The sequence below is a fragment of the Streptomyces sp. NPDC052064 genome, assembly GCF_055585925.1.
This window is the reverse complement of record NZ_JBVJJE010000016.1, coordinates 83,021-108,505: the sequence shown is the minus strand read 5'-3', so window position 1 is coordinate 108,505 and position 25,485 is coordinate 83,021. Positions and strand designations below refer to the sequence as shown.

Genomic DNA, 25,485 nt, shown 5'->3' with positions numbered 1-25,485 from the left:
TACTCGTGCGGGCGAAATCCCGCGTCGCCCGGTGCGTCCGTTTGCGCGACCCGGGCCACCGCCTCTGCGATCCGGCGGCAGGAACCTCGCAACGGGCAACGACCCCGGGGCCGTGGCGTCACGTAACTCGTTCGAGAGCAGGGTTCGAGGTTTGCGAGACTGGGTCGGTGAGCAGTGCACCCCCCGCCCCCCGCGTCATCGCCGTCGTCGGACCAACTGCGGCCGGAAAGTCCGATCTGGGCGTCTTCCTGGCCCAGCGTCTCGGTGGTGAGGTCGTCAACGCCGACTCCATGCAGCTCTACCGAGGGATGGACATCGGCACCGCCAAACTGACGCCCGAGGAGCGCGGCGGCGTCCCCCACCACCTCCTGGACATCTGGGACGTGACCGTCACGGCGTCCGTAGCCGAGTACCAGCGCCTGGCCCGTGAGCGGATCGACGCCCTGCTCGCCGAGGGTCGCTGGCCGATCCTGGTCGGCGGCTCCGGACTGTATGTGCGCGGGGCCGTCGACAACCTGGAGTTCCCCGGCACCGACCCCGAGGTCCGCGCCCGCCTGGAAGAGGAGCTGACGCTGCGCGGCTCCGGCGCGCTGCACGCCCGTCTGGCCGCCGCCGACCCTCAGGCCGCGCGGGCGATCCTGCCGAGCAACGGCCGCCGGGTCGTCCGGGCCCTGGAGGTGATCGAGATCACCGGCAGGCCCTTCACCGCCAATCTCCCCGGCCACGACTCCGTGTACGACACGATTCAGATCGGCGTCGACGTGGCCCGGCCCGAGTTGGACGAGCGCATCGCGCGCCGGGTCGACCGGATGTGGGAGGCCGGCCTCGTGGATGAGGTGCGCGCACTGGAGGCGCAGGGGTTGCGTGAGGGGCGTACCGCCTCGCGCGCGCTCGGCTACCAGCAGGTGCTCGCGGCGCTCGCCGGGGAGTGCACCCTGGAGGATGCGCGGGCCGAGACCGTGCGTGCCACCAAGCGCTTCGCGCGCCGTCAGGATTCATGGTTCAGGCGCGATCCCCGGGTGCACTGGTTGAGTGGGGCTGCGGCCGATCTCACAGAACTTCCGCAGCTCGCGCTGTCTTTCGTCGAACGACCGGTTACAGCCTGATCACGTCATGGCATCGGGACGCCCAGGCCGTCATCCGGGCCTGCGGCGGCGTGCCATCATCGAGCTTCGATCGACCGAGTTGAGTCCTAGTTGGGAGGGCGCGTGGCGATGGAGGCCGGCCCTCGCGACACCGCACAAGGCACCGATCACATCACCGCCGACCGGGATGAACCGGAGCGCCGGGACGACCCGGAGCACCGGGACGGACCGGAGCAGGAGTCGGACCGTCTCAGCTCCGACGGGCCCGACGAGACGCAGGGCGTGACGGACGACGGCCCCGAGCCCGACGAGATGTTCGCGGGCGAGGTCGAGGTCGAGCTGCGCCCGCAGCGTCGGCTGCGCATCTGGCAGCTCGCGCCCATCGTGAGCCTGGCCGCGCTCGGCTCCCTGATGTTCGCGTTCCCGCTCGCCTTCGACTTCGGCGACAGCGGGGCCGTGATCGCCATGCTCGGGCTGCTGATCTGCTCGTGCGCGGCCGGCTGGGGCATGATGGCCGCCCGCCGCGTGGGCTACACCTGGCCGGGCCTGCCGGCCAAGGGCTCGGGTCGCAGACCCGACTGGCGGGTCGTCCTCGCGTACGCGGTGATGGTGGCCGCGGTGGTCATGCTGGCGGTCTGGCGCGTAGCGAGACTCCGCTAGAGCACCGCGCCCTTCAGGGGCGCGGGGTCGTGTCGGTATGCGGCTCCGCCGCGTGGGCGCGACAAGCCACGATGCACCCGCACGAACTCACTGCCGGAACCCCTGGCACCCTCCTTCGGCTCGACCCGCCGAGCAGACCGTACGATCGAGGAATGAGCAAGCGGATCCCCTTCCTCAAGGGCCACGGCACCGAGAACGACTTCGTGATCGTCCCGGACCCCGAGAACGCCATCGACCTGCCCCCGGCCGCCGTCGCAGCCCTCTGCGACCGCCGCGCGGGCATCGGCGGTGACGGACTGCTGCACGTGGTGCGATCCGCGGCGCATCCCGAGGCGAAGGGCATGGCGGCCGAGGCGGAGTGGTTCATGGACTACCGCAACGGCGACGGCTCGATCGCGGAGATGTGCGGCAACGGCGTGCGGGTGTTCGCGCACTACCTCCAGCGCGCCGGACACGTCTCGGAAGGAGACCTCGCGGTCGCCACGCGCGGGGGCGTGAAGACCGTGCACATCGCCAAGGACGGTGACGTAACCGTGGGCATGGGCAGGGCGGTGCTCCCCGAGGGCGACGTCACGGTCGGCGTCGGCGAGCGCAGCTGGCCCGCGCGCAACGTCAACATGGGCAACCCGCACGCGGTCGCCTTCGTGGACGACCTGTCCCACGCCGGTGACCTGCGCTCCCCGCCGCCCTTCAGCCCGGCCTCCGCCTACCCGGACGGGGTGAACGTCGAGTTCGTGGTCGACCGCGGCCCCGGGCACGTCGCGCTGCGCGTGCACGAGCGCGGCGCCGGCGAGACCCGCTCGTGCGGCACGGGCGCGTGCGCGGTCGCCGTGGCCACCGCCCGCCGCGACGGCGTCGACCCGGCGGCCACCGGTACGCCGGCGACGTACACCGTGGACGTACCGGGCGGCACCCTGGTGATCACCGAGCGGCCCGACGGCGAGATCGAGATGACCGGCCCTGCGGTGATCGTGGCCGAGGGCGAGATCGACACGGACTGGCTGGACACCGCCACGCGCGCGTGATCAGGCCCCGACCGTCCTGAAACTGCCGCGCGCTGTCGGCCTCTCGACCCGAAACCGCCGTAAGGAACCGGCCACTTGGCGGGAACAGGACTGTTATGGTCACGACGTACGGGGGTGCAAACCTCACATTCATCCCTCGAATGGGTGATCAGTTTCACGCTCGGCGAGAGGCGGTCAGCCGGGCATGGTGGGCTCGGTAGCATCAAGCACCGGCCCGGACGGGGGACCGAAGCCGCCCCCTGAGCCGTGTCCGCCCTGGGGCACCCCGTCCGCCGGTCCACGCAGCCGGAGGTGCCCATGAGTGCGGAGGCCACGAATTCCGTGACCCCAGGCCCGATGCCGGGCGCGGTGTCAGGACCGGTGACGCCGACAGCCCCCCGCAGAAAGGCCCGCCCCCGGATCGACTTGCGCCGCCTCGGCCGCGCCGCGCTGCTCGGCCCCGCCGCCCGCGACCGGCTGCCCGACGCCATCAGCCACGTCGTCGACGCGCACCGTGCCCACCACCCCGACGCGGACCTCGAACCCCTGCGCCGCGCCTACGTCCTGGCCGAGTCCTCGCACCGCGGCCAGATGCGCAAGAGCGGCGAGCCGTACATCACGCACCCGCTCGCCGTGACCCTGATCCTCGCCGAACTCGGCGCCGAGACCACGACGTTGACCGCGTCCCTGCTCCACGACACCGTCGAGGACACGGACGTGACGCTCGAGCAGGTCGGCGAGCAGTTCGGCGAGGAGGTCCGCTACCTCGTCGACGGCGTCACGAAACTGGAGAAGGTCGACTACGGCGCCGCCGCAGAGCCCGAGACCTTCCGCAAGATGCTCGTCGCCACCGGCAACGACGTCCGCGTCATGTCGATCAAACTCGCCGACCGGCTGCACAACATGCGCACCCTCGGCGTCATGCGCCCCGAGAAGCAGGAACGCATCGCCAAGGTGACACGTGACGTGCTGATCCCGCTCGCCGAACGGCTCGGCGTCCAGGCGCTCAAGACCGAACTGGAAGACCTCGTCTTCGCGATCCTGTGCCCCGAGGAGTACGAGCACACAAGGGAGTTGATCGTCCGCAACGCCGCCCGCGCGGACGACCCGCTCGCCGAGGTCGCCGACGAGGTGCGCACCGTGCTGCGCGAGGCGGACATCCCGGCCGAAGTCCTCATCCGCCCCCGCCACTTCGTCTCCGTGCACCGGGTCTCCCGCAAACGCGGCCGGCTCCGCGGGTCCGACTTCGGCCGTCTGCTGGTGCTGGTGAACGAGGACGCCGACTGCTACGGCGTCCTGGGCGAACTCCACACCTGCATGACGCCGGTCGTATCGGAGTTCAAGGACTTCATCGCCGTACCGAAGTTCAACCTGTACCAGTCGCTGCACACGGCCGTCGCCCTCCCCCAGGCCCGCACCGACTCGCCCGGGGGCACCCTCATGGACGGCCAGGTCGTCGAAGTCCTCATCCGCACGCACCAGATGCACAAGGTCGCCGAGGCCGGAGTCGTCGCGCTCGGTAACCCGTACGCGCCGGCTCCCGACGACCCGGCCGACGGCGAGCGCGTCGACCCCACCCGCCCCGGCTGGCTCTCCAGGCTCCTCGACTGGCAGGAGGCGGCACCCGACCCGGACCACTTCTGGTCGACCCTGCGCGAGGACCTCGCCCAGGACCGCGAGATCACCGTCTTCCGGCCCGACGGCGGCACGCTCGGCCTGCCCGAGGGTGCGACCTGCGTGGACGCCGCGTACGCGCAGTACGGCGAGGACGCGCACGCGTGCATCGGCGCACGTGTCAACGGCCGTCTGGCCACGCTGAGCACCGTTTTGAAGGATGGCGACACCGTCCAGCTCCTCATGGGCCAGGACCCGGCGTCCGAGCCCTCCCGGGAGTGGCTGGAGCACGCGCACACGCCCGCGGCCCGGATCGCCATCCAGCGGTGGCTGGCAGCCCACCCGGCGCAGGCCGAGGCCCAGCGGAGCGAGGTCCGGGAGGACCGGCAGGCCGAGGAGCGCGCGGCGGCTCCCCGACCGGCGACCGCCGACGCATCAGACCCGGACGGACCGGCTCCCGAGCAGGCGGCCGTCCGCCCCGCCGGGGGCAACGTCCTCACCGACCGGCCCGGCGCGACCGTCCGGCTCGCCGGCTGCTGCACACCCGTACGGCCCGACGAGATCACCGGCTTCGCCGTACGCGGGGGAGCGGTCACCGTGCACCGCGTCGAGTGCGCCGCGGTGGCCCGTATGAAGAACGCGGGGCGCATGGAGGTCGGCGTGCGCTGGGGCGATGCCACCGAGTGCCGGGTCACGCTGGTCGCCGAATCGTTCGTCCGTCCCCATCTGCTCGCGGATCTCACGGAGGCCATGGCCCTCGAAGGTGCCGAGATCGTCTCCGCGACCGTCGAACCCCCGGCCCAGCAGCAGGTCCGTCACACGTACACCGTGCAACTCCCGGACGCCGCCCACCTGCCCGCCCTCATGCGCGCGATGCGCAACGTGGCCGGGGTCTACGACGTCACCCGGGCACAACCGCAGACGCAGGGCGGCTGAGCCCGCCCGGACGCCGCTCACCGGACACGGGCGGCACCCGGCGCAGGCCCCGGTCCCCGGTTCGGGTGGGCCGGACGCGCGTCGTCCCGGCCGCGCACGCGCGCGCTGATAGCCCTGGGGCATGCGCCTCACCCCCCACCGCACCCGTGCCCGTTTCTGTTGCCGGCGGACGGCCGCGGCGCTGCTCGCCTCGGCCGTCTCCGTCTGCCTCGTGGCCGCGAGCGCCCCCGTCGTCCCGCTCGGCGTCGGCGACCGCCTCTTCCCGTATCTGGGCAACCCCGGCTACGACGTCGCGTCGTACGACCTCTCCTTCACCTATCCCGGGACCAACAGCGAGCCGCTGCGGGCCGTCACCACCATCGACGCCTGGACCACCGCCGACCTTGATCGCGTCAACCTGGACTTCGCCCACGGCACGGTCCACTCGGTCGAGGTCGACGGCGAGCCCGCCCCCTTCAGCACCGTCGGCGAGGACCTGGTGATCACGCCGGAGGAATCCGTGTCGGACGGCAACTGGATGCGGATCACCGTGCGGCACACCAGCGACCCGGTGCCCGCCGAGGGCCGGGAGGGCGGCTGGGTGCGCACCGCGGACGGCCTCGCCATGGCCAATCAGGTCGACGCCGCGCACCTGGTGTTCCCGTGCAACGACCACCCCTCCGACAAGGCGATGTTCACCTTCCGGGTCACCGCGCCCGACGGCCACACGGCCGTCGCCAACGGCCTGTCCGCCGGGGTGGACAAGTCCGACGGGGCGACCACGTGGACGTACCGTACCCAGCACCCCATGGCCACCGAGCTCGCCCAGGTCTCCATCGGCCGCTCCACGGTGCTGCACCGCGCCGGACCGCACGGACTGCCCGTACGGGACGTCGTCCCGACCAGGCACCGCAAGGCGCTCGAACCATGGCTGGAGAAGACCCCGGAGCAGATCGCCTGGATGGAGAGCAAGGTCGGCCGCTACCCCTTCGAGACGTACGGCCTGCTCATGGCCGACGCCTCCATCGGCTTCGAACTGGAGACCCAGACGCTCTCCCTCTTCGAGCGGGAGCTATTCACCGAGCCCGTCTACCCCGCGTGGTACGTCGAGTCGATCATGATCCACGAGCTGTCCCACCAGTGGTTCGGCGACAGTGTCGGCCCCCGCACCTGGTCCGACCTGTGGCTCAACGAGGGGCACGCCACCTGGTACGAGGCGCTGTACGCCGAGGAGCAGGCCGGTAAGCCGATGCGGGACCGTATGCAGGCCGCGTACGGCGCCTCTGACCGCTGGCGCGCTGCCGGCGGACCACCCGCAGCCCCGAAGGCCCCCGAGCCCGGCCGCGAGACCAGCATCTTCCGGCCCAACGTCTACGACGGTGCCGCGCTCGTCCTGTACGCCCTGCGCCAGGAGATCGGCCGCCCGGCCTTCGAACGACTGGAACGCGCCTGGGTCGGCCGCTACCAGGACGACACCGCCACGACGGAGGACTTCGTCCGGCTCGCCGCCGAGATCTCGGGGCGCGACCTGGGTGGCTTCTTCCAGGGCTGGCTGTACGGGGAGAAGACCCCGCCGATGCCGGGGCACCCGGACTGGAAGCCCGCCGCGCCGGCGAAACCGGCTGCGTCAGCGAAACCGGCTGCGCTTGCGAAGACGCCTGCAGCCGCGAAACCGGCCGCACACGCGAAGACGGCCGCTCGATAACACGGTGACGAGACGCCCCGTGCCGTGCGACTATCTTCAGGTCGGCGCGGCATGGAGCGCCGGGAATCTCCCGGAGTGCTCGCGCGTTATGCCGGTGACGGAAAGCTCGCAGCGCTCCGTCGCGGTAAACGGTTTCCCAGCTACGTAAGGATCCAATGACCTCCTCTTCTTCCCCTTCCCAGGACACCAAGCGCTTCGCGCACAGCCACCCCGAGGGTCTTCGGGCCGATGCCCTGATGGAAGAGGACGTCGCCTGGAGCCACGAGATCGACGGAGAGCGGGACGGCGAACAGTTCGACCGCTCCGACCGCGCGGCTCTGCGCCGTGTGGCGGGCCTCTCCACCGAGCTCGAGGACGTCACCGAGGTCGAGTACCGCCAGCTCCGTCTGGAGAGGGTCGTGCTCGTCGGCGTCTGGACCTCGGGAACCGTGCAGGACGCGGACAACTCCCTCGCGGAGCTCGCCGCCCTCGCGGAAACGGCCGGCGCACTGGTGCTCGACGGTGTGACCCAGCGCCGCGACAAGCCCGACGCGGCCACCTACATCGGCTCCGGCAAGGCCGAGGAGCTGCGCGACATCGTCCTCGAATCGGGCGCGGACACCGTCATCTGCGACGGTGAGCTCAGCCCGGGCCAGCTCATTCACCTCGAGGACGTCGTCAAGGTCAAGGTCATCGACCGTACGGCCCTGATCCTCGACATCTTCGCCCAGCACGCCAAGTCCCGAGAGGGCAAGGCGCAGGTCGCGCTCGCGCAGATGCAGTACATGCTGCCGAGGCTCCGAGGCTGGGGTCAGTCGCTGTCCCGTCAGATGGGCGGCGGCAAGGGCGGCGGCCTCGCCACCCGTGGTCCCGGTGAGACCAAGATCGAGACGGACCGGCGTCGGATCCGCGAGAAGATGGCGAAGATGCGCCGGGAGATCGCGGACATGAAGACCGGCCGCGAGATCAAGCGCCAGGAGCGCAAGCGCCACAAGGTGCCCTCGGTCGCCATCGCGGGCTACACCAACGCCGGCAAGTCCTCGCTGCTCAACCGCCTCACGGGCGCGGGCGTGCTGGTCGAGAACGCCCTGTTCGCGACCCTCGACCCGACCGTGCGCCGGGCCGAGACGCCGAGCGGCCGGCTGTACACGCTGGCCGACACGGTCGGCTTTGTCCGCCATCTGCCCCACCACCTGGTCGAGGCGTTCCGCTCCACGATGGAGGAGGTCGGCGAGTCCGACCTGATCCTGCACGTGGTGGACGGTTCCCACCCGAACCCGGAGGAGCAGCTGGCCGCCGTGCGCGAGGTGATCAGGGACGTCGGCGCCACCGACGTACCCGAGATCGTCGTGATCAACAAGGCCGACGCGGCCGACCCGCTGACGCTCCAGCGGCTGATGCGTGTCGAGAAGCGGTCCATGGCCGTCTCGGCCCGCACCGGCCAGGGCATCGACGAGCTGCTCGCGCTCATCGACAACGAGCTGCCGCGCCCGTCGGTCGAGATCGAGGCACTCGTGCCGTACACGCACGGCAAGCTGGTCGCCCGTGCCCACGACGAGGGTGAGATCCTCTCCGAGGAGCACACCCCGGAGGGCACTCTGCTCAAGGTGCGGGTGCACGAGGAACTGGCGGCGGAGCTCTCGCCGTACGTCCCGGCGCCGGCGCTCTGACGGCTTCGGCGTCAGACGTAGTTCAGGGACGCAAGAAGCTGCTGCGTGAGCGGGAGGCATACCTCCAGCTCACGCAGCAGGCCTGAGCAACAAGAAGGCGTGCCACCGTTCCACCTGCGTGAGGACGACCGGATCTGCATCGCCGACCGGCTGCGGGGAAGGCCGCGATCCGCGCGACAGCTGCTGAACTGGGCCGCAATCCCTCGGCCATCAGCAGCGAGGTACGTACGCCGCAACCGCACTGTCGGGACCCGTGGTCAGTGGCATTACCGCCCGCACGCAGCTCAGGCCCCCGAGGCACGTCGCGTGCGGCGCAACCCCCGCCGTCAGGCTCAGCAGCGTCGGCCCCGCTTCCGCGACCCGATGGTGATGATCATCGGCAAGGACGGCGCCTCCGCCATCGGCACCCTTGTCGCGCGTGCCTCCCGCTACGTGATGCTCCAGCATCTGCCGAATGGCCGGGGCACGAGCTGGTCCGCGATGCGCTGGTGGGGACCGTGCAGACGCTGCCGTCCCACCTGAAACGCTCGCTCACCTGGGACAAGGGCAACGAGATGGGCCGACACCCCGAGTTCACGATCGCCACCGACGTCCCCGTCTACATCTGTGATCCGGCCAGCCCCTGGCAGCGCGGCCGTTGTCGCCGCCGAACTCAACGGTCGCCCACGCAAAACGCTCGGCTGGGAAACCCCGGCCGAGCGCCTGCGTGAACTGCTCGCGGCGTGAGTCCGGCCATGTGCTGACCGCGTGGACTCAGCTGACCGGCCATGTGCGCTTGGCCGCCCAGGTGCCGAAGCGCTGCCAGCCGATCTCCGGAAAGTCGCGCCGCAGCGCGTTCACGTCCACATCGAGGCCGACCTCGGTGAAGTAGCGGAACATCGCGGCGAGATCGGCCGAGAACGCCTCGACATGGGCGATCGGCAGCCGCTCGAAGACGATCGGCCGGCCGCACACGCCGGTCAGGGCTTCCGCGATCTCCAGGCAGGTCAGCTCGTCGGAGGCGATGTCGATGCGCCTGCCGGCGAACTCCTCCGGCCGCGCGAGAACATGGGCCGCGAAGGCGCCGATGTCCCGCGCGGGAATCAGCGGCAGCGGCCGGTCGGCCGGCATCGGCAGCACGAACCGGCCATCGCGCAGACCCTCGAGCGACCACTCGACCGTGTAGTTGTCCATGAACGCGGCCGGGCCGAGGATCGTCCACTGCACACCCAGCCCTCGCAGGTGCCGTTCGATGCGGTACTTGCTGTCGAAGTGCGGGATGCCCGTGCTGCGGTCGGCGTGCGCGGCCGAGGTGAACACGATGTGCCCGACGCCACGGGCGGCCTCCAGCAGGTCGATGCCCTGCTGGACTTCGGTCTCCGGGTTGGAGCCGAATGGCGTGGACATCGCAAACAATCCGTCGGCGCCCTTCAGAGCGGCTTCCAGCGACTTGCTGTCGTCGAAATCGGCGGCGTGCACCTCGGCGCCGAGGACCCTCAGCGCGTGGGCGGCCGCCGAGTCGGGATTGCGGGTCAGAGCCCGGACCTGGAAGCCCTGATCGAGCAGCGAGCGGGCGGCCGCGCCGCCTTGGGCGCCGGTCGCTCCGGCGACGGCCACCACGGGCCGGTATGGTTCCTTCGTCATGCGGTTACCGTACAACGCAGTTGCTGCGTCGCGCAGGTATTAAGGATGGTGTGCATGCTCATTGACGATCTCCAGCAGGAGTCCCGCCGCTACCTGGCCTCGTACGTCATGTTCAACCAGGCGGTTGCGGACCATCTCAAGCTGCACCCCACCGACGTCCAGTGCCTCAACCTGCTGACCGCCGAGCCCGGCCCGTTCACCACCGGCCGGATCGCCGAACTCACCGGCCTGACCAGCGGCTCGGCGACCCGGCTGGTCGACCGTCTCGAGAAGGCCGGCTACGTGGTCCGGCACCGCGACAAGACCGACCGCCGCCGGGTCCGGGTGGAGCCTGTCCCGGAGGCGATGCGGGATCTCATGGAACTGTGGTCGGAGCTGGGCGAGGGATGGCGGGCGATGTTCGCCGACTACACCGAGGACGAGCGCGCCCTGCTGTACCGGCACATGCGGCGCACCGTTGAACTCTCCCGGCAACAGATCGCCCGCCTGCGCGGCAAGCAATGACGGCCGCTCACGCACAACGCTCGGCTGGGAAACCAGGCCGAGCGCCTGCGTGAACTACTGGCGGGCTGATCGACCGACCACGTGTTGCGACGATCCCTGGAAAGCGCATCCGCGGGCAGCGGGCCTTCGGTAGGTCCCGGTCACCGACCGCCGTACGTCTTGCTCATGTTCCGGTAGAGCGCCTCGGCATCACGGCCCAGCTGCGGGCCGGCGAGCCAGCTGTTGTCGGCCGGGCCGATCGAGGAATTGGACACGAGCACGGACTTGCCGTTTCAGCACCCGGAACCAGCCGCCGCCGGACGAACCGCCGATCATGGTGCAGTCGATGCGGTACATCGTCGGCAGGCTCGGGCTGAGCGAGAACCGGCCCGGGACGTCGATGCACTTGAACATCTTCAGGCCGTTGCAGGGCGGCGCCGCCGGGTAGCCCCAGGCGCCCAGCTTGGCGGCCTCGGCCGCGGACGGCGCGAAGAAGTCCACGTCCAGCGCGGCGCCGACCGTCTCCTCCAGGGACTTGGCACCCTGCTCGGGGCTCGGGCATGTCATGCCTGGCGCCGGAGCCCACCCGGTGCGACACCCCACTGTGCCCGTGAAGTTGAGGACGTACGGGGGTGGGGTGGGGAGGTTCCCGTGAGTCCACGGGCCGTTGCGCCAGGTGGGCACGGGCACCACCCCACCGCCGACGGTGCTCAGTGGGTCGTCACCGGCCCGCGAACTTCTCGCTGACCGAGTCGTACACGCCCTTCGCCACCTCGCCCAGCCGCGGGCCGGCCAGCCAGCCCGACGTCACCGGGCCGATCGAGGTGTTGGACACCAGCGCCGGCTTGCCGTCCGAGCCCGTCGCGACCCAGCCGCCCCCCGACGAACCGCCGGTCATGGTGCAGCCCATGCGGTACATCGTCGGGTCCGACGCGGTGACCGACAGCCGGCCCGGCCGGTCCTGGCAGCGGTACAGCTTCTGCCCGTCGTACGGCGGTGCGGCCGGGTAGCCGATCGCCGTGACGCTCTTCACCTTCGGTACGGCGGGAGCCTTGAAGTCGACCGGCAGCGCGGAACCGACCGTCTCCTCCAGAGACTTGCCGCTGCCCTTCTCCGGCGTCACATGGATGACCGCGAAGTCGTAGGGCGCGCCGTCCCCGCCCGTCGAGCCGCCCTGCTCGATCCACTGTGCCGATGTCTGCGCCCACTCTCCCCACCAGACACCGTAGGGAGCGACGTCCTCCCTGGTGGCGTTCTCCAGCTCCGCGACCGGCTTGCCGTCGTCGTTGTACGACGGCACGAACGCGATGTTGCGGTACCAGCCGCCCTTCTTGCCCGCGTGCACGCAGTGGCCCGCCGTCCACACGAGGTTGGACTTGCCCGGGTGGGCCGGGTCCTTCACCACCGTCGCCGAGCAGACGGCCGAGCCCTTGGGGGAGTCGAAGAACACCTTCCCGGCCGTGGGCGCGTTGGCGTGGTACGACGGAGGCACGGCCTGCGCCTGCACCGGCTCGGGCGTGGGGTCGGTCACGCCCTGGTCACCGGCGAGGTCGCTGTCGTCCACGCCCTGGTCGGGTTCCTCGGCCTCCCGCATGCGGTCCGGGTCCCAGAGCCCCTCGATGATCGGGTTGATGTACTCGTTGGCCTCGCGCAGCCAGTCGTCCCGATCCCAGTTCTTCCAGGCGCCGTTCTTCCACTTGTCGACGTCGATGCCGTGCTCGCGGAGCCGGTCCCTGATGTCGTCCGGGATCCTCAGCTTGCCGTCGTCGGAGGCGCTCGCCGACGCGGAGGCCTCGCCGCCCGCCGCGGCGTCGCCCGACTCACAGGCGGTGGCGGTCAGCGCGAGCGCCGAGGCGAGGGCAACGGCGGCCAGCACGGGGGAGTTCCTGCGGCGCGACCTCCCCTCTCGGCTGGCGGTGGACGACGGCCGTGTGGATCGCATGATGTGACTCCCCCTGATGTGGAACGAACATGGACGAACCGGTGCTTCGGCCCTGGTTTCCCCGACTCATGGGGAGTTCAGGCCGAGCTCACGGCGTCCGGGAACGGCACCACACACTATGCGGCGGCTGTGGGGGCGGCCCGACGGAACCGCAACAGTTCCGTCACGGAAAGGATCTTGAGGCAACCCGTAACCCGGTGAGCGGACCGGGGTTGGTAGCGATGAGGGGCCTGCTGTCTGTGTGCGGTCCTCTATGCCCGTGCCCAGTGGGAGGTCAGGGAAGTCGTGGCGGAATCCACCCATGGGGGATGTGCGTCCGAGGAGGCTGCTGTGGGGCGTATGCCGGTCAGGGCCCTCCCAAGTGCCGTCGACGACACGGCACCGGGACCGCGCGCCGCGCACGAGGGGATTCTGCGCCGCCAGTCCGCGCGCGAGTCCGCGGCCCGCACCTACGCCCGCGCCCTGCCGATCGTGCCGGTGCGGGCCCGGGGTCTGACCATCGAGGGCGCGGACGGCCGCCGCTACCTGGACTGCCTCTCCGGCGCCGGCACGCTCGCCCTCGGACACAACCACCCGGTCGTCCTCGAAGCCATCCGCAAGGTCCTCGACTCCGGCGCGCCCCTGAACGCCCTCGACCTGGCCACACCCGTCAAGGACGCCTTCATCACCGAGCTGTTCCGCACCCTGCCCCCAGGGCTCGCCGACCGGGCCCGCGTGCGGTTCTGCGGACCGGCCGGCAGCGACGCCGTGGAGACCGCCTGCGAACTCGTGCGCGCGGCCACCGGCCGGACCGGCCTCATCGCGTTCACCGGCGCCACCCACGGAAGGACGGCCGGAGCACTCGACGCGTCCGCCGGCGCCCACGACGGACGGGTCGTCCGCCTGCCCTACCCGCAGGACTTCCGCTGCCCCTTCGGCGTCGGGGGCGAGCGCGGGGCCGACCTCGCCGCCCGCTGGACCGAGTCCGTCCTCGACGACTCCGGGCCGGGCGCCCCGCTCCCCGCCGGGATGATCGTCGAGCCCGTCCAGGGCGAGGGCGGGGTGATCCCCGCACCGGACGCCTGGCTGCGGCGCATGCGGCAGCTCACGGCCGACCGGTCCGTCCCCTTGATCGCCGACGAGAGCCAGACGGGCGTCGGGCGGACCGGTGCCTTCTGGGCCGTGGAGCACAGCGGAGTGACTCCCGACGTGATGGTCCTCTCCAAGGCCATCGGAGGCAGCCTGCCGCTGGCCGTCGTGGTCTACCGCGACGACCTCGACATCCCGGAACCCGGCGCCCCCGCCGGCGCCTTCCGCGGCAACCAACTCGCCATGGCCGCCGGCACGGCGACTCTCACCCACGTCCGGGAAAACCACCTCGCCGAGCGCGCGGCGACTCTCGGAGCGCGCATGCTCAGTCGACTCCAGGGCCTGGCCGGGGAGTTTCCGTGCGTGGGGGATGTGCGAGGGCGGGGGCTCATGATCGGGGTGGAGTTCGTGGATCCGGAGGGAGCGGCCGGGGGAGTCGGGCGGGTGGCTGAGGCTGCGGGGGCGCCTCTCCCCGCCGCTCCCGAACTGGCGGCCGCAGTCCAGCGGGAGTGCCTGCGGCGCGGCCTCATCGTCGGACTCGGCGGCCGTCATGCCGGCGTCGTCCGGCTGCTGCCGCCCCTGACGATCACGGACGAACAGGCGGCCGCCGTGCAGGACCGCCTGGCCGATGCTGTCCGGGCGGCGGCTCGGTGCGATGGGGGCGCGGCGCCAGCGCCGTTTGCGCGGTGAGCCTCGATCCCGCGAGAGCTCATGCCATGAGCGTTCACACCGCGAGTTTTCACGCCGCGAGCCTGTGCGGGACCCCCGGCTCGCAGGCCCCGATCGCACGCCCCGGAACCACCCAGCGAGGTACCTGTCTTGAACGCCATCCCCGAGCCCGACGACCACGCCACGACGCCGGAACGAGGCTCTGCTGACGTCCGGGCCTCGCGGGCGTCGGTGAACCCGGTGGTCCCGACGGTGCCGTGTCAGAAGCCTGGGGCGGCGCAGCTCGCCGAGGTGCAGGACGTGGAGGTGAGGGACGGTGAGGTGCGGGGCGGCGAGTTCAGGGCCGGCGGAGTCACCGCCGACCTCTCGGAGCATCCCGACCCGCACACCGTCGCCCAGACAGCAGCCGTGGAGACGCTGCTCCGCTGCTGGGTGCGCGAGACCGACCAGCCCGCCCCCGCCGACGACATCCTCCGCATCCCCCTTCCTGCCAGCGGCACGGCCCTGCTCGCCCCCGTCCACTACTGGTCCCCGACAGGCTGGCACCGCTTCGGTCTCCCGCGTCTGGCCGACGCTCCCGACCACACCCCACCGGCCGACGCCGTCACGGTCGCCGCTCTGCTCTCCAGGGAGACGCCCGCAGACGAGAACGGCCGCGGCCACGGCGACTGCGCCAGTAACGGCGACGGCGTCGGACTCGTCGCCGGAGTTGCCGACTCCCTCCGCCGCGTCGCCGCCTTCCTCAGCGACCGCCGCGAACACCCGGTCGACGGCCCCGACCTCTTCCTGGCCGCGGAACAGTCACTCGTCCTCGGACACCCCCTGCACCCGACGCCGAAGAGCCGCGACGGTCTGTCCGAGGCCGAAGCACGGCTGTACTCGCCCGAGGTGCGTGGCGCCTTCCCCCTGCACTGGATGGCTGCCGCCCCCTCCGTCCTCGCCACCGACTCCGCCTGGACCGAACGCGGCCGCCCCGTCGCCGCGGCCCGACTCACCGCACGCCTGGCCGGGACCGACCTGCCGCTGCCGGACGGGTACGCCCTACTGCCCCTCCACCCTTGGCAGGCACGCGAGATCCGGCACCGCCCGGAGACCGCTGCCCTGCTCGACAGCGGACTGCTCCGCGACCTCGGCACCCACGGCACCCCTTGGCAACCCACCTCCTCTGTACGAACCGTCTACCAAACCGGTGCCCCCGCGATGCTCAAGCTGTCGCTGGGCCTGCGCATCACCAACTCCCGTCGCGAGAACCTCCGTAAGGAACTCCACCGCGGCGTCGAGGTCCACCGCCTGCTCCGCAGCGGACTCGCGCAGCAGTGGCGGGCCGTGCATCCGTGCTTCGACATCGTTCGCGACCCGGCCTGGATCGCTGTCGATGGATGCGACGGCGGAGGTTCCGACAGCGTCCCGTTGCCCGGACTGGACGTGGTGATCCGCCACAACCCGTTCGACCCCTCGGACGATGTCTCCTGCGTCGCCGGACTCGTCTCGCCGCGCCCCTGCTCACCTGGTCGGCCGGGAACCGCTCCCGGCCGCCCGGAGAACCAGGGCCTGGTCCTGCGCTCTCGGCTGGCCGAGGTCGTCACGCGTCTCGCTCGCCGGACCGGTCGGCCCCGTGGGGCCGTCGCCGCCGAGTGGTTTCTGCGCTACCTCGAGCACGTCGTGCGTCCCGTCCTGTGGCTGGACGGTGAGGCCGGCATCGCCCTGGAGGCTCACCAGCAGAACACCCTGCTCCTGCTGGACGCCGACGGATGGCCAAGGGGCGGCCGTTACCGCGACAACCAGGGCTACTACTTCCGCGAGTCCCGGCGCGCGGACCTCGACGCCCGGCTGCCCGGCATCGGGGAGCGGAGCGACACGTTCGTCTGTGACGAGGTCACCGACGAGCGGTTCGCTTACTACCTGGCGGTCAACAACGTCCTCGGCCTCATCGGCGCGTTCGGCTCCCAGCGACTGGCCGACGAACGACTGCTGCTCGCCGCCTTCCGCCGTTTCCTCGGGAACGTCGCCTCCGGCCCGGCCCGGCTGCGCTCCTCGCTTCCGGCCCGGCTGCTGGACTCACCCGTACTGCGCTGCAAGGCCAACCTGCTGACCCGGCTCCATGGCCTCGACGAACTCATCGGCCCGGTCGCCACCCAGTCCGTCTACGTCACCATCGCCAACCCCCTGCACTGCTGATCACCCTGACCCGTCCCTGATCACAACGGACCTCCTTCAACCCTGAGGACACGCCTCACCCCTTTCCCGCCTTTCCCGAGAGGAGCGTCTGGTGCCTCCCGCCGACCCGACCGCCCACACCGGTACCGCTGCCCCCGCCACCGCCGACATCAACGCCGGGGCCGGCTCCAGCACCCGCTTCGGCGTCGGTTCCGACGCCGACCGGAGCACGGGAGTCGGCGCGGCCCCCGGTGCGGATTCCGGTGGGAGGGGGCACGGCGAAGACACCATGGACCTACGGCTCCCGGACGAACTCCTCGCCCTCATCGCGGAAGAGGCGTCCGACAGCCACGGAGCACGGCGGCCGGACCAGACCATGGCCCAGCCTTTCGCCTCCATCGCCGTGACCCGTGAGGCCTCTGTTCTCTCGGTCCTCCCGGCCGAGGACGATCTCCTCGACCGCGTAGCCGACTGGGGCCCGACCGACACACCCGTCGGCGTCTTCCACCTCGTCCCCGTGCGCGTCGAACGTGATCTTCCGCTCATCAGCCGCTGGATGAACGACCCCGCCGCTGCGGCCTTCTGGGAGCTGTCCGGACCCCAGAACGCGACCGAGGACCACGTGCTGGCCCAGCTGGCCGGCGACGGACGCAGCGCGCCGTGCGTCGGTGTGCTGGACGGAACACCGATGAGCTACTGGGAGATCTACCGGGCGGACCTGGATCCGCTGGCCCGCCACTACCCGGCCAGGCCTCACGACACGGGGCTCCACCTCCTGGTCGGCGCTGTCGCCGACCGAGGGCGTGGTCTCGGCGGTCTGATGCTGCGAGCCGTAGCCGATCTCGTACTCGCGCAGCGGCCCTCCTGCGCACGCGTCATCGCGGAACCCGACATTCGCAACACCCCCTCCATTGCCGCCTTCCTGACCGCCGGCTTCCGGTTCTCCGCCGAGGTCGACCTGCCCGACAAGCGAGCCGCCCTCATGGTCCGAGACCGGTCCCTTCGGCATCTGCTGTAGCGCTGTGTTATCGCGCCATCACTCATTGAACGCGGCGCGTGCCGCCGCAGTTCCCGCTCATGCCGCAGAGATTTCTCAAGCCGATCGTCACCCCATCCGCGCGGCCACAGTGGAAGGCCGAGGCCCTCCGGCCCGCCCCGCCACAACTCGCGCCACCCCGCCCTGCCCACGGCCGCGCTGCCCTGCCCGTCCCGAACCGGTCACGCCCTCCGGGCCGCCCCCTCTCCCATCCGCCCCACCTCACCGAGGAGTCCAAGGTCTTGATCCCGTCCCCCGTCCCCGCCTTGATCACCCGTTTGTCAGTGCTGGGTCGTAGGGTGGTCGCGCTATGACGAAGCCCTCACTCCCCGAACTCCTGCATGCTGCCGTCACTGCCGTCGGCGGTACGGAGCGCCCCGGTCAGGTGGCCATGGCCGAAGCCGTCGCGGAAGCGATCGACGACGGCTCCCACCTGCTGGTCCAGGCCGGCACCGGCACCGGCAAGTCGCTGGGCTACCTGGTGCCCGCGCTCGCGCACGGGGAGCGTGTGGTCGTCGCGACCGCCACCCTGGCCCTTCAGCGCCAGCTGGTGGAGCGCGACCTGCCGAGAACGGTCGAGTCGCTCCACCCCCTGCTGCGCCGCCGCCCGGAATTCGCGATGCTCAAGGGCCGGTCGAACTACCTGTGCCTGCACCGCATGCACGAGGGTGTCCCGCAGGACGAGGAGGAGGGCCTCTTCGACCAGTTCGAGGCGGCCGCGCCCACCAGCAAGCTGGGCCAGGACCTGCTGCGGGTGCGCGACTGGGCCGACGAGACCGAGACCGGCGACCGTGACGACCTCACACCCGGCATCTCGGACCGGGCCTGGGCCCAGGTGTCGGTGTCGTCGCGGGAGTGCCTGGGCGCATCGAAGTGCGCCTACGGCGCGGAGTGCTTCGCCGAGATGGCCCGCGAGCGCGCCAAGCTCTCCGAGGTCGTCGTCACCAATCACGCACTGCTCGCGATCGACGCCATCGAGGGCGCCCCGGTCCTTCCGCAGCACGAGGTGCTGATCGTCGACGAGGCCCATGAGCTGGTCTCGCGCGTCACCGGAGTCGCCACCGGGGAGCTCACCCCCGGCCAGGTCAACCGTGCGGTGCGCCGGGCCGCGAAACTCGTCAACGAGAAGGCGGCGGACCAGCTCCAGACCGCCGCCGAGGGTTTCGAACGGCTGATGGAGCTCGCGTTGCCGGGCCGCCTGGAAGAGATCCCCGAGGACCTCGGCTACGCCCTCATGGCGCTGCGCGACGCGTGCCGCACCGTCATCTCCGCCATCGGCACGACCCGCGACAAGTCCGTCCAGGACGAGGACGCGGTCCGCAAGCAGGCCCTGGCCTCCGTGGAGAACGTGCACGACGTGGCGGAACGGATCACGAACGGCTCCGAGTGGGACGTGGTCTGGTACGAGCGCCATGACCGCTTCGGTGCCTCCCTGCGCGTCGCCCCCATGTCCGTCTCGGGCCTGCTGCGGGAGAAGCTCTTCGCGGACCGCTCCGTGGTCCTGACGTCCGCGACGCTGAAGCTGGGCGGCGACTTCAACGGTGTCGGCGCTTCCCTGGGGCTCGCCCCCGAGGGCACCGAGGGTGATGACCTGCCGCAGTGGAAGGGCATCGATGTCGGCTCGCCCTTCGACTACCGCAAGCAGGGCATCCTGTACGTCGCGAAGCACCTGGCGCGTCCCGCGCGGGACGGTGACCGCGGGGACATGCTCGACGAGCTCACGGAGCTCATCCAGGCGGCGGGCGGCCGCACCCTGGGCCTGTTCTCCTCCATGCGGGGCGCCCAGCTGGCCGCCGAGGAACTGCGTTCCCGGATCCCGGAGTTCCCGATCCTCCTCCAAGGGGAGGAGACGCTCGGCGAGCTCATCAAGAACTTCGCGGCCGATCCGAAGACCTGCCTGTTCGGCACCCTGTCGCTGTGGCAGGGCGTGGACGTCCCCGGACCCAACTGTCAGCTGGTCGTCATGGACAAGATCCCGTTCCCGCGCCCCGACGACCCCCTGATGAGCGCCCGCCAGAAGGCCGTGGAGGACGCGGGCGGCAACGGCTTCATGGCGGTCGCCGCCACCCACGCCGCGCTCCTCATGGCCCAGGGCGCCGGCCGTCTCGTACGGGCGTCGGGCGATCGCGGTGTGGTCGCCGTGCTGGACCAGCGTCTGGCGACGGCCCGATACGGGAGCTACCTGCAGGCGTCACTGCCCGACTTCTGGTACACGACGGACCGTAACCAGGTGCGGAAGTCGCTGGCGGCGATCGACGCGCTGGCGAAGCAGACGGAAGCCGAGTGAGCCTCGGGGTCGGTCTGCGGCTGCGGAGCCGCCGGCCGACCCCGGCCCTGCGCTGTTCGGGCCCGGACAGCGCAGGGCCCCGGAACCGGCGCAGGGGTCCCGGGGCCCGGTCAGAGGGCGGGCCGACTGGGCCCACCCGACGCGGTGCGCGGTGTCAGACGCGGCGCAGTACGGCCACCACCTTGCCGAGGATGGTCGCGTCGTCGCCGGGAATCGGCTCGTAGGCCGCGTTGTGCGGCAGGAGCCAGACGTGGCCGTCCTCGCGCTTGAACCGCTTGACGGTGGCTTCTCCGTCGAGCATCGCGGCCACGATGTCGCCGTTCTCGGCGACCGGCTGGCGGCGGACCGTGACCCAGTCGCCGTCGCAGATGGCGGCCTCGATCATCGAGTCACCGACGACCTTCAGGACGAACAGCTCACCGTCGCCGACGAGCTGGCGGGGGAGGGGGAAGACGTCTTCGACGGACTCCTCGGCGAGGATCGGGCCACCGGCGGCGATGCGGCCGACCAGCGGGACGTACGACGCGGCCGGCTTGCCCGCGGTGTCTGTGGGCTGCACGGAGGCGGCCTGGTCGGAACCGCGCACCTCGTACGCGCGAGGGCGGTGCGGGTCACGGCGCAGGAAGCCCTTGCGCTCCAGTGCCATCAGCTGGTGTGCGACGGAAGACGTGCTGGACAGGCCGACGGCCTGGCCGATTTCGCGCATCGACGGCGGGTAGCCGCGCCGCTGCACAGAGTCCCTGATGACCTCGATCACGCGACGCTGGCGGTCGGTGAGTCCGGAACTGTCCGCCCGGATGCCGGGAGGTCGTCCCGGCAGGGAGCGCTTGTGCCCCTCCGGGTTCGTGGCTTCGTTCATCGCGTGCACCGGCTCCAGTCGGCCCTGGGAGCGGTCCTGGGCAGTGATGGCGGCACTGTCTGCGGTGGTGGTCACGTCGGCCCCTCTCGATGGTCTCCCTGCTGGACAACGGTAGTTGCTTTCGAAAGGTTGCGCCAAACACACGTTCGAGTGAAAAATCGCGAATTGGCTGACGCGATCATGTGTCCGGGTGTATTGGCTACCGCTCCACCTGGTGGGCAAAAGCGCCCATTGCTGTACTCTTCACCGCCGGGGTGGCCGCCTCGGGGTCTGTTGCCCAGTCTGCCATCCGGCGTTCCCCCGCCCCGGGACCAGCTCTCATCTGTGCCGGAGTCCCACGTCCCCTCCTCGCGGCGCCCACGGTATCTCCGCATGTGCCGCAGCGATACGGCTGTGCGTGTACGGATGCGGCCGGCGGGGCGCGGCCGGGCGTGTCCGGCGGTACGGCTGCGGGCGTACGAGGCCCGCGCGGCCGGGTCGGTCGCGCGTCACCCGCATCTACGCGCGCGACACGCGCATACGGCGTGGGTGTATGAGCCAATCCCCACATCTAGTGGTTGGATTGCAACAGCAGCCCACAAGTTGTGGTCCCCCGGGTCTTGGTGCCCATGGTCATCGCCTATGCTTGGGGCTGCTTCGTGGGGCGCAAGAGACCCAGCGAGGCTATTGAGTCTGCTGTGAGGAGGGTTGGAGTTCATGCACTGCCCCTTCTGCAGGCACCCCGACAGCCGTGTCGTCGACAGCCGTACGACCGACGACGGCACGTCGATCCGCAGGCGCCGCCAGTGTCCTGACTGCTCCCGTCGTTTCACGACCGTGGAGACGTGCTCGCTCATGGTGGTCAAGCGGTCCGGAGTCACCGAGCCTTTCAGCCGTACGAAGATCATCAATGGTGTGCGCAAGGCCTGTCAGGGACGGCCCGTCACCGAGGACGCGCTCGCCCAGCTCGGCCAGCGGGTCGAGGAGGCGGTGCGGGCCACCGGAAGCGCCGAGCTGACCACCCACGACGTGGGGCTGGCCATACTCGGCCCGTTGCAGGAGCTCGATCTCGTCGCTTATCTGCGATTCGCCTCCGTCTACCGGGCGTTCGACTCGCTCGAGGACTTCGAGGCGGCCATCGCGGAGCTCAGGGAAGAGACGGGACCCCCCGGCACGGACGACGGCGACCGCGAGGACGCGGGTGCGGGGAGCCAGGAAGACGACCGCGGGCCCGGAGGGACGTCACACGTCCCCGAGCCCGCAGGCGCCGCCGACTGACCGGCGGGCCGGACCCGGACGGCAGCTCCGGGCCCGGCCGGGCGGCGGCGATGTGAAGACCTGTTGCGGGCGATGTGAGTGGGTGCCCGCAACACCAGACAGAACACCGTGCCACGGGAACAACGGGGCACTTCAGGGCGTTTTCGCCCGTACAGGGAGGCGGCATGACAGAGACGGCGAGTGGTCCGGCACGGAGTTCCCGCGCCAAGAGCACCAAGGCGAGCAAGGGCCTGCGTGTCGAGCGCATCCACACCACCCCTGGGGTCCACCCGTACGACGAGGTGGCCTGGGAGCGCCGTGACGTCGTCATGACCAACTGGCGCGACGGCTCCGTCAACTTCGAGCAGCGCGGCGTCGAGTTCCCCGACTTCTGGTCGGTGAACGCGGTCAACATCGTCACCAGCAAGTATTTCCGCGGTGCCGTCGGCACCCCGCAGCGCGAGACCAGCCTCAAGCAGCTGATCGACCGCATCGTGAAGACGTACCGGAAGGCCGGAGAGGACCACAAGTACTTCGCCTCGCCCGCCGACGCCGAGATCTTCGAGCACGAGCTGGCGTACGCCCTCCTGCACCAGATCTTCAGCTTCAACAGCCCTGTCTGGTTCAACGTAGGCACCAAGCAGCCCCAGCAGGTCTCCGCCTGCTTCATCCTGTCCGTCGACGATTCCATGGAGTCGATCCTCGACTGGTACAAGGAAGAGGGCATGATCTTCAAGGGCGGCTCCGGCGCCGGCCTGAACCTCTCCCGGATCCGTTCCTCCAAGGAACTGCTGTCCTCCGGCGGCAACGCCTCCGGTCCCGTCTCCTTCATGCGCGGCGCCGACGCCTCCGCAGGAACGATCAAGTCCGGTGGCGCCACCCGCCGTGCCGCCAAGATGGTCGTCCTCGACGTGGACCACCCGGACATCGAGGACTTCATCGAGACCAAGGTCAAGGAAGAGGAGAAGATCCGCGTCCTGCGCGACGCGGGCTTCGACATGGACCTGGGCGGCGACGACATCGCGTCCGTCCAGTACCAGAACGCCAACAACTCGGTCCGCGTGAACGACGAGTTCATGACGGCCGTCGAGCAGGGCGGCCAGTTCGGCCTGCGAGGCCGGATGACCGGCGAGGTCATCGAGGAGGTCGACGCCAAGTCGCTCTTCCGTAAGATCGCCGAGGCCGCCTGGGCCTGCGCCGACCCCGGCATCCAGTACGACGACACCATCAACAACTGGCACACCTGCCCCGAGTCCGGCCGGATCACCGCGTCGAACCCGTGCAGCGAGTACATGCACCTGGACAACACGTCCTGCAACCTGGCCTCGCTGAACCTGATGAAGTTCCTGAAGGACGACGGCAAGGGCAACCAGTCCTTCGAGGCCGAGCGCTTCCAGAAGGTCGTCGAGCTGGTCATCACCGCGATGGACATCTCGATCTGCTTCGCGGACTTCCCGACCCAGAAGATCGGCGAGAACACGCGCGCGTTCCGCCAGCTCGGCATCGGCTACGCCAACCTCGGCGCCCTGCTGATGGCCACCGGCCACGCCTACGACTCCGACGGCGGCCGCTCCCTCGCCGGTGCCATCACCTCCCTGATGACCGGCACGGCGTACCGCCGCTCCGCCGAACTCGCCGCGGTCGTCGGCCCGTACGACGGCTACGCCCGCAACGCCGACGCCCACAAGCGCGTTATGAAGCAGCACTCGGACGCCAACGACAAGGCCGTCCGCATGGACGACCTGGACACCCCGGTGTGGGCCGCCGCCAGCGAGTCTTGGCAGGACGTGCTGCGCCTCGGTGAGAAGAACGGCTTCCGTAACTCCCAGGCATCCGTGCTCGCCCCGACCGGCACCATCGGCCTCGCGATGTCCTGCGACACCACCGGTGTCGAGCCCGACCTCGCGCTGGTCAAGTTCAAGAAGCTGGTCGGCGGCGGCTCGATGCAGATCGTCAACGGCACCGTCCCGCAGGCCCTGCGCCGCCTGGGCTACCTGGAAGAGCAGATCGAGGCGATCGTCGCCCACATCGCCGAGCACGGCAACGTGATCGACGCGCCCGGTCTCAAGCCCGAGCACTACGAGGTGTTCGACTGCGCCATGGGCGAGCGGGCCATCTCCCCGATGGGCCACGTCCGCATGATGGCCGCGATCCAGCCGTGGATCTCCGGCGCCATCTCCAAGACGGTCAACATGCCGGAGTCGGCGACCGTCGAGGAGGTCGAGGAGATCTACTTCGAGGCCTGGAAGCTGGGCGTCAAGGCGCTCGCGATCTACCGCGACAACTGCAAGGTCGGCCAGCCGCTCTCCACCAAGAAGTGGGAGGAGAAGACCACCGAGGAGCCCGCCGCCGTCGAGGCCAAGGTCGAGAAGGTCGTCGAGTACCGCCCGGTCCGCAAGCGCCTTCCGAAGGGACGTCCCGGCATCACCACGTCCTTCACCGTCGGCGGTGCCGAGGGCTACATGACCGCCAACTCCTACCCGGACGACGGCCTGGGCGAGGTCTTCCTGAAGATGTCCAAGCAGGGCTCGACCCTCGCGGGCATGATGGACGCCTTCTCCATCGCGGTCTCCGTCGGCCTCCAGTACGGCGTCCCGCTGGAGACGTACGTCTCGAAGTTCACGAACATGCGCTTCGAGCCGGCCGGTATGACGGACGACCCGGACGTGCGGATGGCGCAGTCGATCGTCGACTACATCTTCCGCCGCCTGGCGCTGGACTTCCTGCCGTTCGAGACGCGCTCCGCACTCGGCATCCACTCCGCCGAGGAGCGTCAGCGTCACCTGGAGACCGGTTCGTACGAGCCGAACGAGGACGAGGTCGACGTCGAGGGCCTGGCCCAGTCGGCGCCGCGCGCCCAGGAGCTGAAGGCAGTCTCCGCGCCGCAGAACGATGAGGCGGCCAAGCCCGCCCCGCAGCAGGCCCACACCAGTGCCGAACTGGTGGAGATGCAGCTGGGCATCCAGGCCGACGCCCCGCTGTGCTTCTCCTGCGGTACGAAGATGCAGCGCGCCGGTTCCTGCTACATCTGCGAGGGCTGCGGCTCGACCAGCGGTTGCAGCTGACGCCCAGCGCCTGAGTAGATGACAGAGGGGCACCGCCTTCGGGCCGGTGCCCCTCTCGTCGTCACGGGCTGCGGTTGTCGGGGAGCCTGTCCACTACGCCGTCCAACGCCGAACGGACGGTGTCCTCACCGGTGTCCCACGGATACCGTCCCGCGCCGGGTCCGGCGGCAGGAGAGCAGGACACGAGCCCTGGAGCGGCCGCCAGGGCGGCGCGTTCCCGGAACACCTCCCGCGCGGGCGGCACGCCGCGTCACACGGCTTCTGTGGTGTCGACTTCTGTGGTGTCGACCCTGTGCAGTGCCCGGAGGAACAGCCCCGAGGCGCGTCCCTGGAAGGCGCGCTCTGCCAGGGGTTCACCCGAATCCGGGCGGCGGGGACGGCGTTCGACCCATCGGCCGTCGACCAGCCGGGCCTCGCAGTTCCAACCG

The 25,485-nt window shown here is 70.6% G+C and carries 16 protein-coding genes and 2 pseudogenes; 14 read left to right on the top strand and 4 right to left on the bottom strand.

The window, feature by feature from the left end:
* Positions 1-167: 167 nt before the first annotated feature.
* The 7 genes and pseudogenes from miaA to ACZ6TU_RS34940 all read left to right on the top strand — a co-directional run.
* Positions 168-1,106 (top strand): tRNA (adenosine(37)-N6)-dimethylallyltransferase MiaA, encoded by a 939-nt coding sequence (gene miaA, locus ACZ6TU_RS34970; RefSeq protein ID WP_467681054.1) that lies wholly within the window; start codon positions 168-170, stop codon positions 1,104-1,106.
* 108 nt (positions 1,107-1,214) lie between these two features.
* Entirely contained in the window at positions 1,215-1,745 is a 531-nt protein-coding gene (locus tag ACZ6TU_RS34965; protein WP_467681141.1) for a hypothetical protein, read from the top strand.
* A gap of 152 nt (positions 1,746-1,897) precedes the next feature.
* The gene (gene dapF, locus ACZ6TU_RS34960; protein WP_467681052.1) at positions 1,898-2,770 is read left to right on the top strand and encodes a diaminopimelate epimerase; all 873 of its coding nucleotides are present in this window, start codon (positions 1,898-1,900) and stop codon (positions 2,768-2,770) included.
* A 297-nt stretch (positions 2,771-3,067) separates the two neighbouring features.
* Positions 3,068-5,299, top strand: a complete 2,232-nt coding sequence (locus tag ACZ6TU_RS34955; RefSeq protein WP_467681050.1) for a RelA/SpoT family protein — start codon at positions 3,068-3,070, stop codon at positions 5,297-5,299.
* 121 nt (positions 5,300-5,420) lie between these two features.
* Positions 5,421-6,983, top strand: coding sequence for a M1 family metallopeptidase (locus ACZ6TU_RS34950; RefSeq protein WP_469552887.1), 1,563 nt, complete (start codon positions 5,421-5,423; stop codon positions 6,981-6,983).
* A gap of 155 nt (positions 6,984-7,138) precedes the next feature.
* Entirely contained in the window at positions 7,139-8,632 is a 1,494-nt protein-coding gene (hflX, locus tag ACZ6TU_RS34945; RefSeq protein WP_467681046.1) for a GTPase HflX, read from the top strand.
* 48 nt (positions 8,633-8,680) lie between these two features.
* Positions 8,681-9,358 (top strand): annotated as a pseudogene (locus ACZ6TU_RS34940) (IS30 family transposase); the annotation flags it as partial.
* A 27-nt stretch (positions 9,359-9,385) separates the two neighbouring features.
* Here the strand turns inward: ACZ6TU_RS34940 and ACZ6TU_RS34935 are convergent.
* The gene (locus ACZ6TU_RS34935; RefSeq protein ID WP_469552885.1) at positions 9,386-10,255 is read right to left on the bottom strand and encodes an NmrA/HSCARG family protein; all 870 of its coding nucleotides are present in this window, start codon (positions 10,253-10,255) and stop codon (positions 9,386-9,388) included.
* 54 nt (positions 10,256-10,309) lie between these two features.
* On the opposite strand from ACZ6TU_RS34935, the gene ACZ6TU_RS34930 reads away from it, so the two are divergent.
* The gene (locus tag ACZ6TU_RS34930) at positions 10,310-10,759 is read left to right on the top strand and encodes a MarR family winged helix-turn-helix transcriptional regulator (RefSeq protein ID WP_467681042.1); all 450 of its coding nucleotides are present in this window, start codon (positions 10,310-10,312) and stop codon (positions 10,757-10,759) included.
* 140 nt (positions 10,760-10,899) lie between these two features.
* Here ACZ6TU_RS34930 and ACZ6TU_RS34925 read toward each other — a convergent pair.
* Positions 10,900-11,290 (bottom strand): annotated as a pseudogene (locus ACZ6TU_RS34925) (hypothetical protein); the annotation flags it as partial.
* Between the two features lie 169 nt (positions 11,291-11,459).
* On the bottom strand, positions 11,460-12,680 hold the full coding sequence (locus ACZ6TU_RS34920) for a trypsin-like serine peptidase (protein WP_467681040.1): 1,221 nt from the start codon (positions 12,678-12,680) through the stop codon (positions 11,460-11,462).
* 339 nt (positions 12,681-13,019) lie between these two features.
* On the opposite strand from ACZ6TU_RS34920, the gene ACZ6TU_RS34915 reads away from it, so the two are divergent.
* From ACZ6TU_RS34915 to ACZ6TU_RS34900, 4 genes are all read left to right on the top strand, one after another.
* Positions 13,020-14,438 (top strand): diaminobutyrate--2-oxoglutarate transaminase family protein, encoded by a 1,419-nt coding sequence (locus ACZ6TU_RS34915; RefSeq protein ID WP_469552928.1) that lies wholly within the window; start codon positions 13,020-13,022, stop codon positions 14,436-14,438.
* Positions 14,439-14,717: 279 nt separating this feature from the next.
* Positions 14,718-16,595, top strand: coding sequence for an IucA/IucC family protein (locus ACZ6TU_RS34910; RefSeq protein WP_469552926.1), 1,878 nt, complete (start codon positions 14,718-14,720; stop codon positions 16,593-16,595).
* A gap of 91 nt (positions 16,596-16,686) precedes the next feature.
* Complete coding sequence (locus ACZ6TU_RS34905) at positions 16,687-17,592, top strand: GNAT family N-acetyltransferase (protein ID WP_469552883.1); 906 nt, start codon at positions 16,687-16,689, stop codon at positions 17,590-17,592.
* A 328-nt stretch (positions 17,593-17,920) separates the two neighbouring features.
* Entirely contained in the window at positions 17,921-19,897 is a 1,977-nt protein-coding gene (locus ACZ6TU_RS34900; RefSeq protein WP_467681036.1) for an ATP-dependent DNA helicase, read from the top strand.
* A 154-nt stretch (positions 19,898-20,051) separates the two neighbouring features.
* Here ACZ6TU_RS34900 and lexA read toward each other — a convergent pair whose 3' ends face one another.
* Positions 20,052-20,831, bottom strand: a complete 780-nt coding sequence (gene lexA / locus ACZ6TU_RS34895; RefSeq protein WP_030845416.1) for a transcriptional repressor LexA — start codon at positions 20,829-20,831, stop codon at positions 20,052-20,054.
* A gap of 621 nt (positions 20,832-21,452) precedes the next feature.
* On the opposite strand from lexA, the gene nrdR reads away from it, so the two are divergent.
* Positions 21,453-22,013 (top strand): transcriptional regulator NrdR, encoded by a 561-nt coding sequence (nrdR, locus tag ACZ6TU_RS34890; RefSeq protein WP_467681034.1) that lies wholly within the window; start codon positions 21,453-21,455, stop codon positions 22,011-22,013.
* 164 nt (positions 22,014-22,177) lie between these two features.
* Entirely contained in the window at positions 22,178-25,057 is a 2,880-nt protein-coding gene (locus ACZ6TU_RS34885) for a vitamin B12-dependent ribonucleotide reductase (RefSeq protein ID WP_467681032.1), read from the top strand.
* Positions 25,058-25,485 lie beyond the last annotated feature (428 nt).

Coding starts and splice junctions, on each gene's coding strand:
- ACZ6TU_RS34965 (WP_467681141.1), top strand. CDS start 1,215: ATGGAGGCCGGCCCTCGCGACACCGCACAAGGCACCGATCACATCACC.
- dapF (WP_467681052.1), top strand. CDS start 1,898: ATGAGCAAGCGGATCCCCTTCCTCAAGGGCCACGGCACCGAGAACGAC.
- ACZ6TU_RS34955 (WP_467681050.1), top strand. CDS start 3,068: ATGAGTGCGGAGGCCACGAATTCCGTGACCCCAGGCCCGATGCCGGGC.
- ACZ6TU_RS34950 (WP_469552887.1), top strand. CDS start 5,421: ATGCGCCTCACCCCCCACCGCACCCGTGCCCGTTTCTGTTGCCGGCGG.
- hflX (WP_467681046.1), top strand. CDS start 7,139: ATGACCTCCTCTTCTTCCCCTTCCCAGGACACCAAGCGCTTCGCGCAC.
- ACZ6TU_RS34935 (WP_469552885.1), bottom strand. CDS start 10,255: ATGACGAAGGAACCATACCGGCCCGTGGTGGCCGTCGCCGGAGCGACC.
- ACZ6TU_RS34930 (WP_467681042.1), top strand. CDS start 10,310: ATGCTCATTGACGATCTCCAGCAGGAGTCCCGCCGCTACCTGGCCTCG.
- ACZ6TU_RS34920 (WP_467681040.1), bottom strand. CDS start 12,680: ATGCGATCCACACGGCCGTCGTCCACCGCCAGCCGAGAGGGGAGGTCG.
- ACZ6TU_RS34915 (WP_469552928.1), top strand. CDS start 13,020: ATGCCGGTCAGGGCCCTCCCAAGTGCCGTCGACGACACGGCACCGGGA.
- ACZ6TU_RS34900 (WP_467681036.1), top strand. CDS start 17,921: ATGACGAAGCCCTCACTCCCCGAACTCCTGCATGCTGCCGTCACTGCC.
- nrdR (WP_467681034.1), top strand. CDS start 21,453: ATGCACTGCCCCTTCTGCAGGCACCCCGACAGCCGTGTCGTCGACAGC.
- ACZ6TU_RS34885 (WP_467681032.1), top strand. CDS start 22,178: ATGACAGAGACGGCGAGTGGTCCGGCACGGAGTTCCCGCGCCAAGAGC.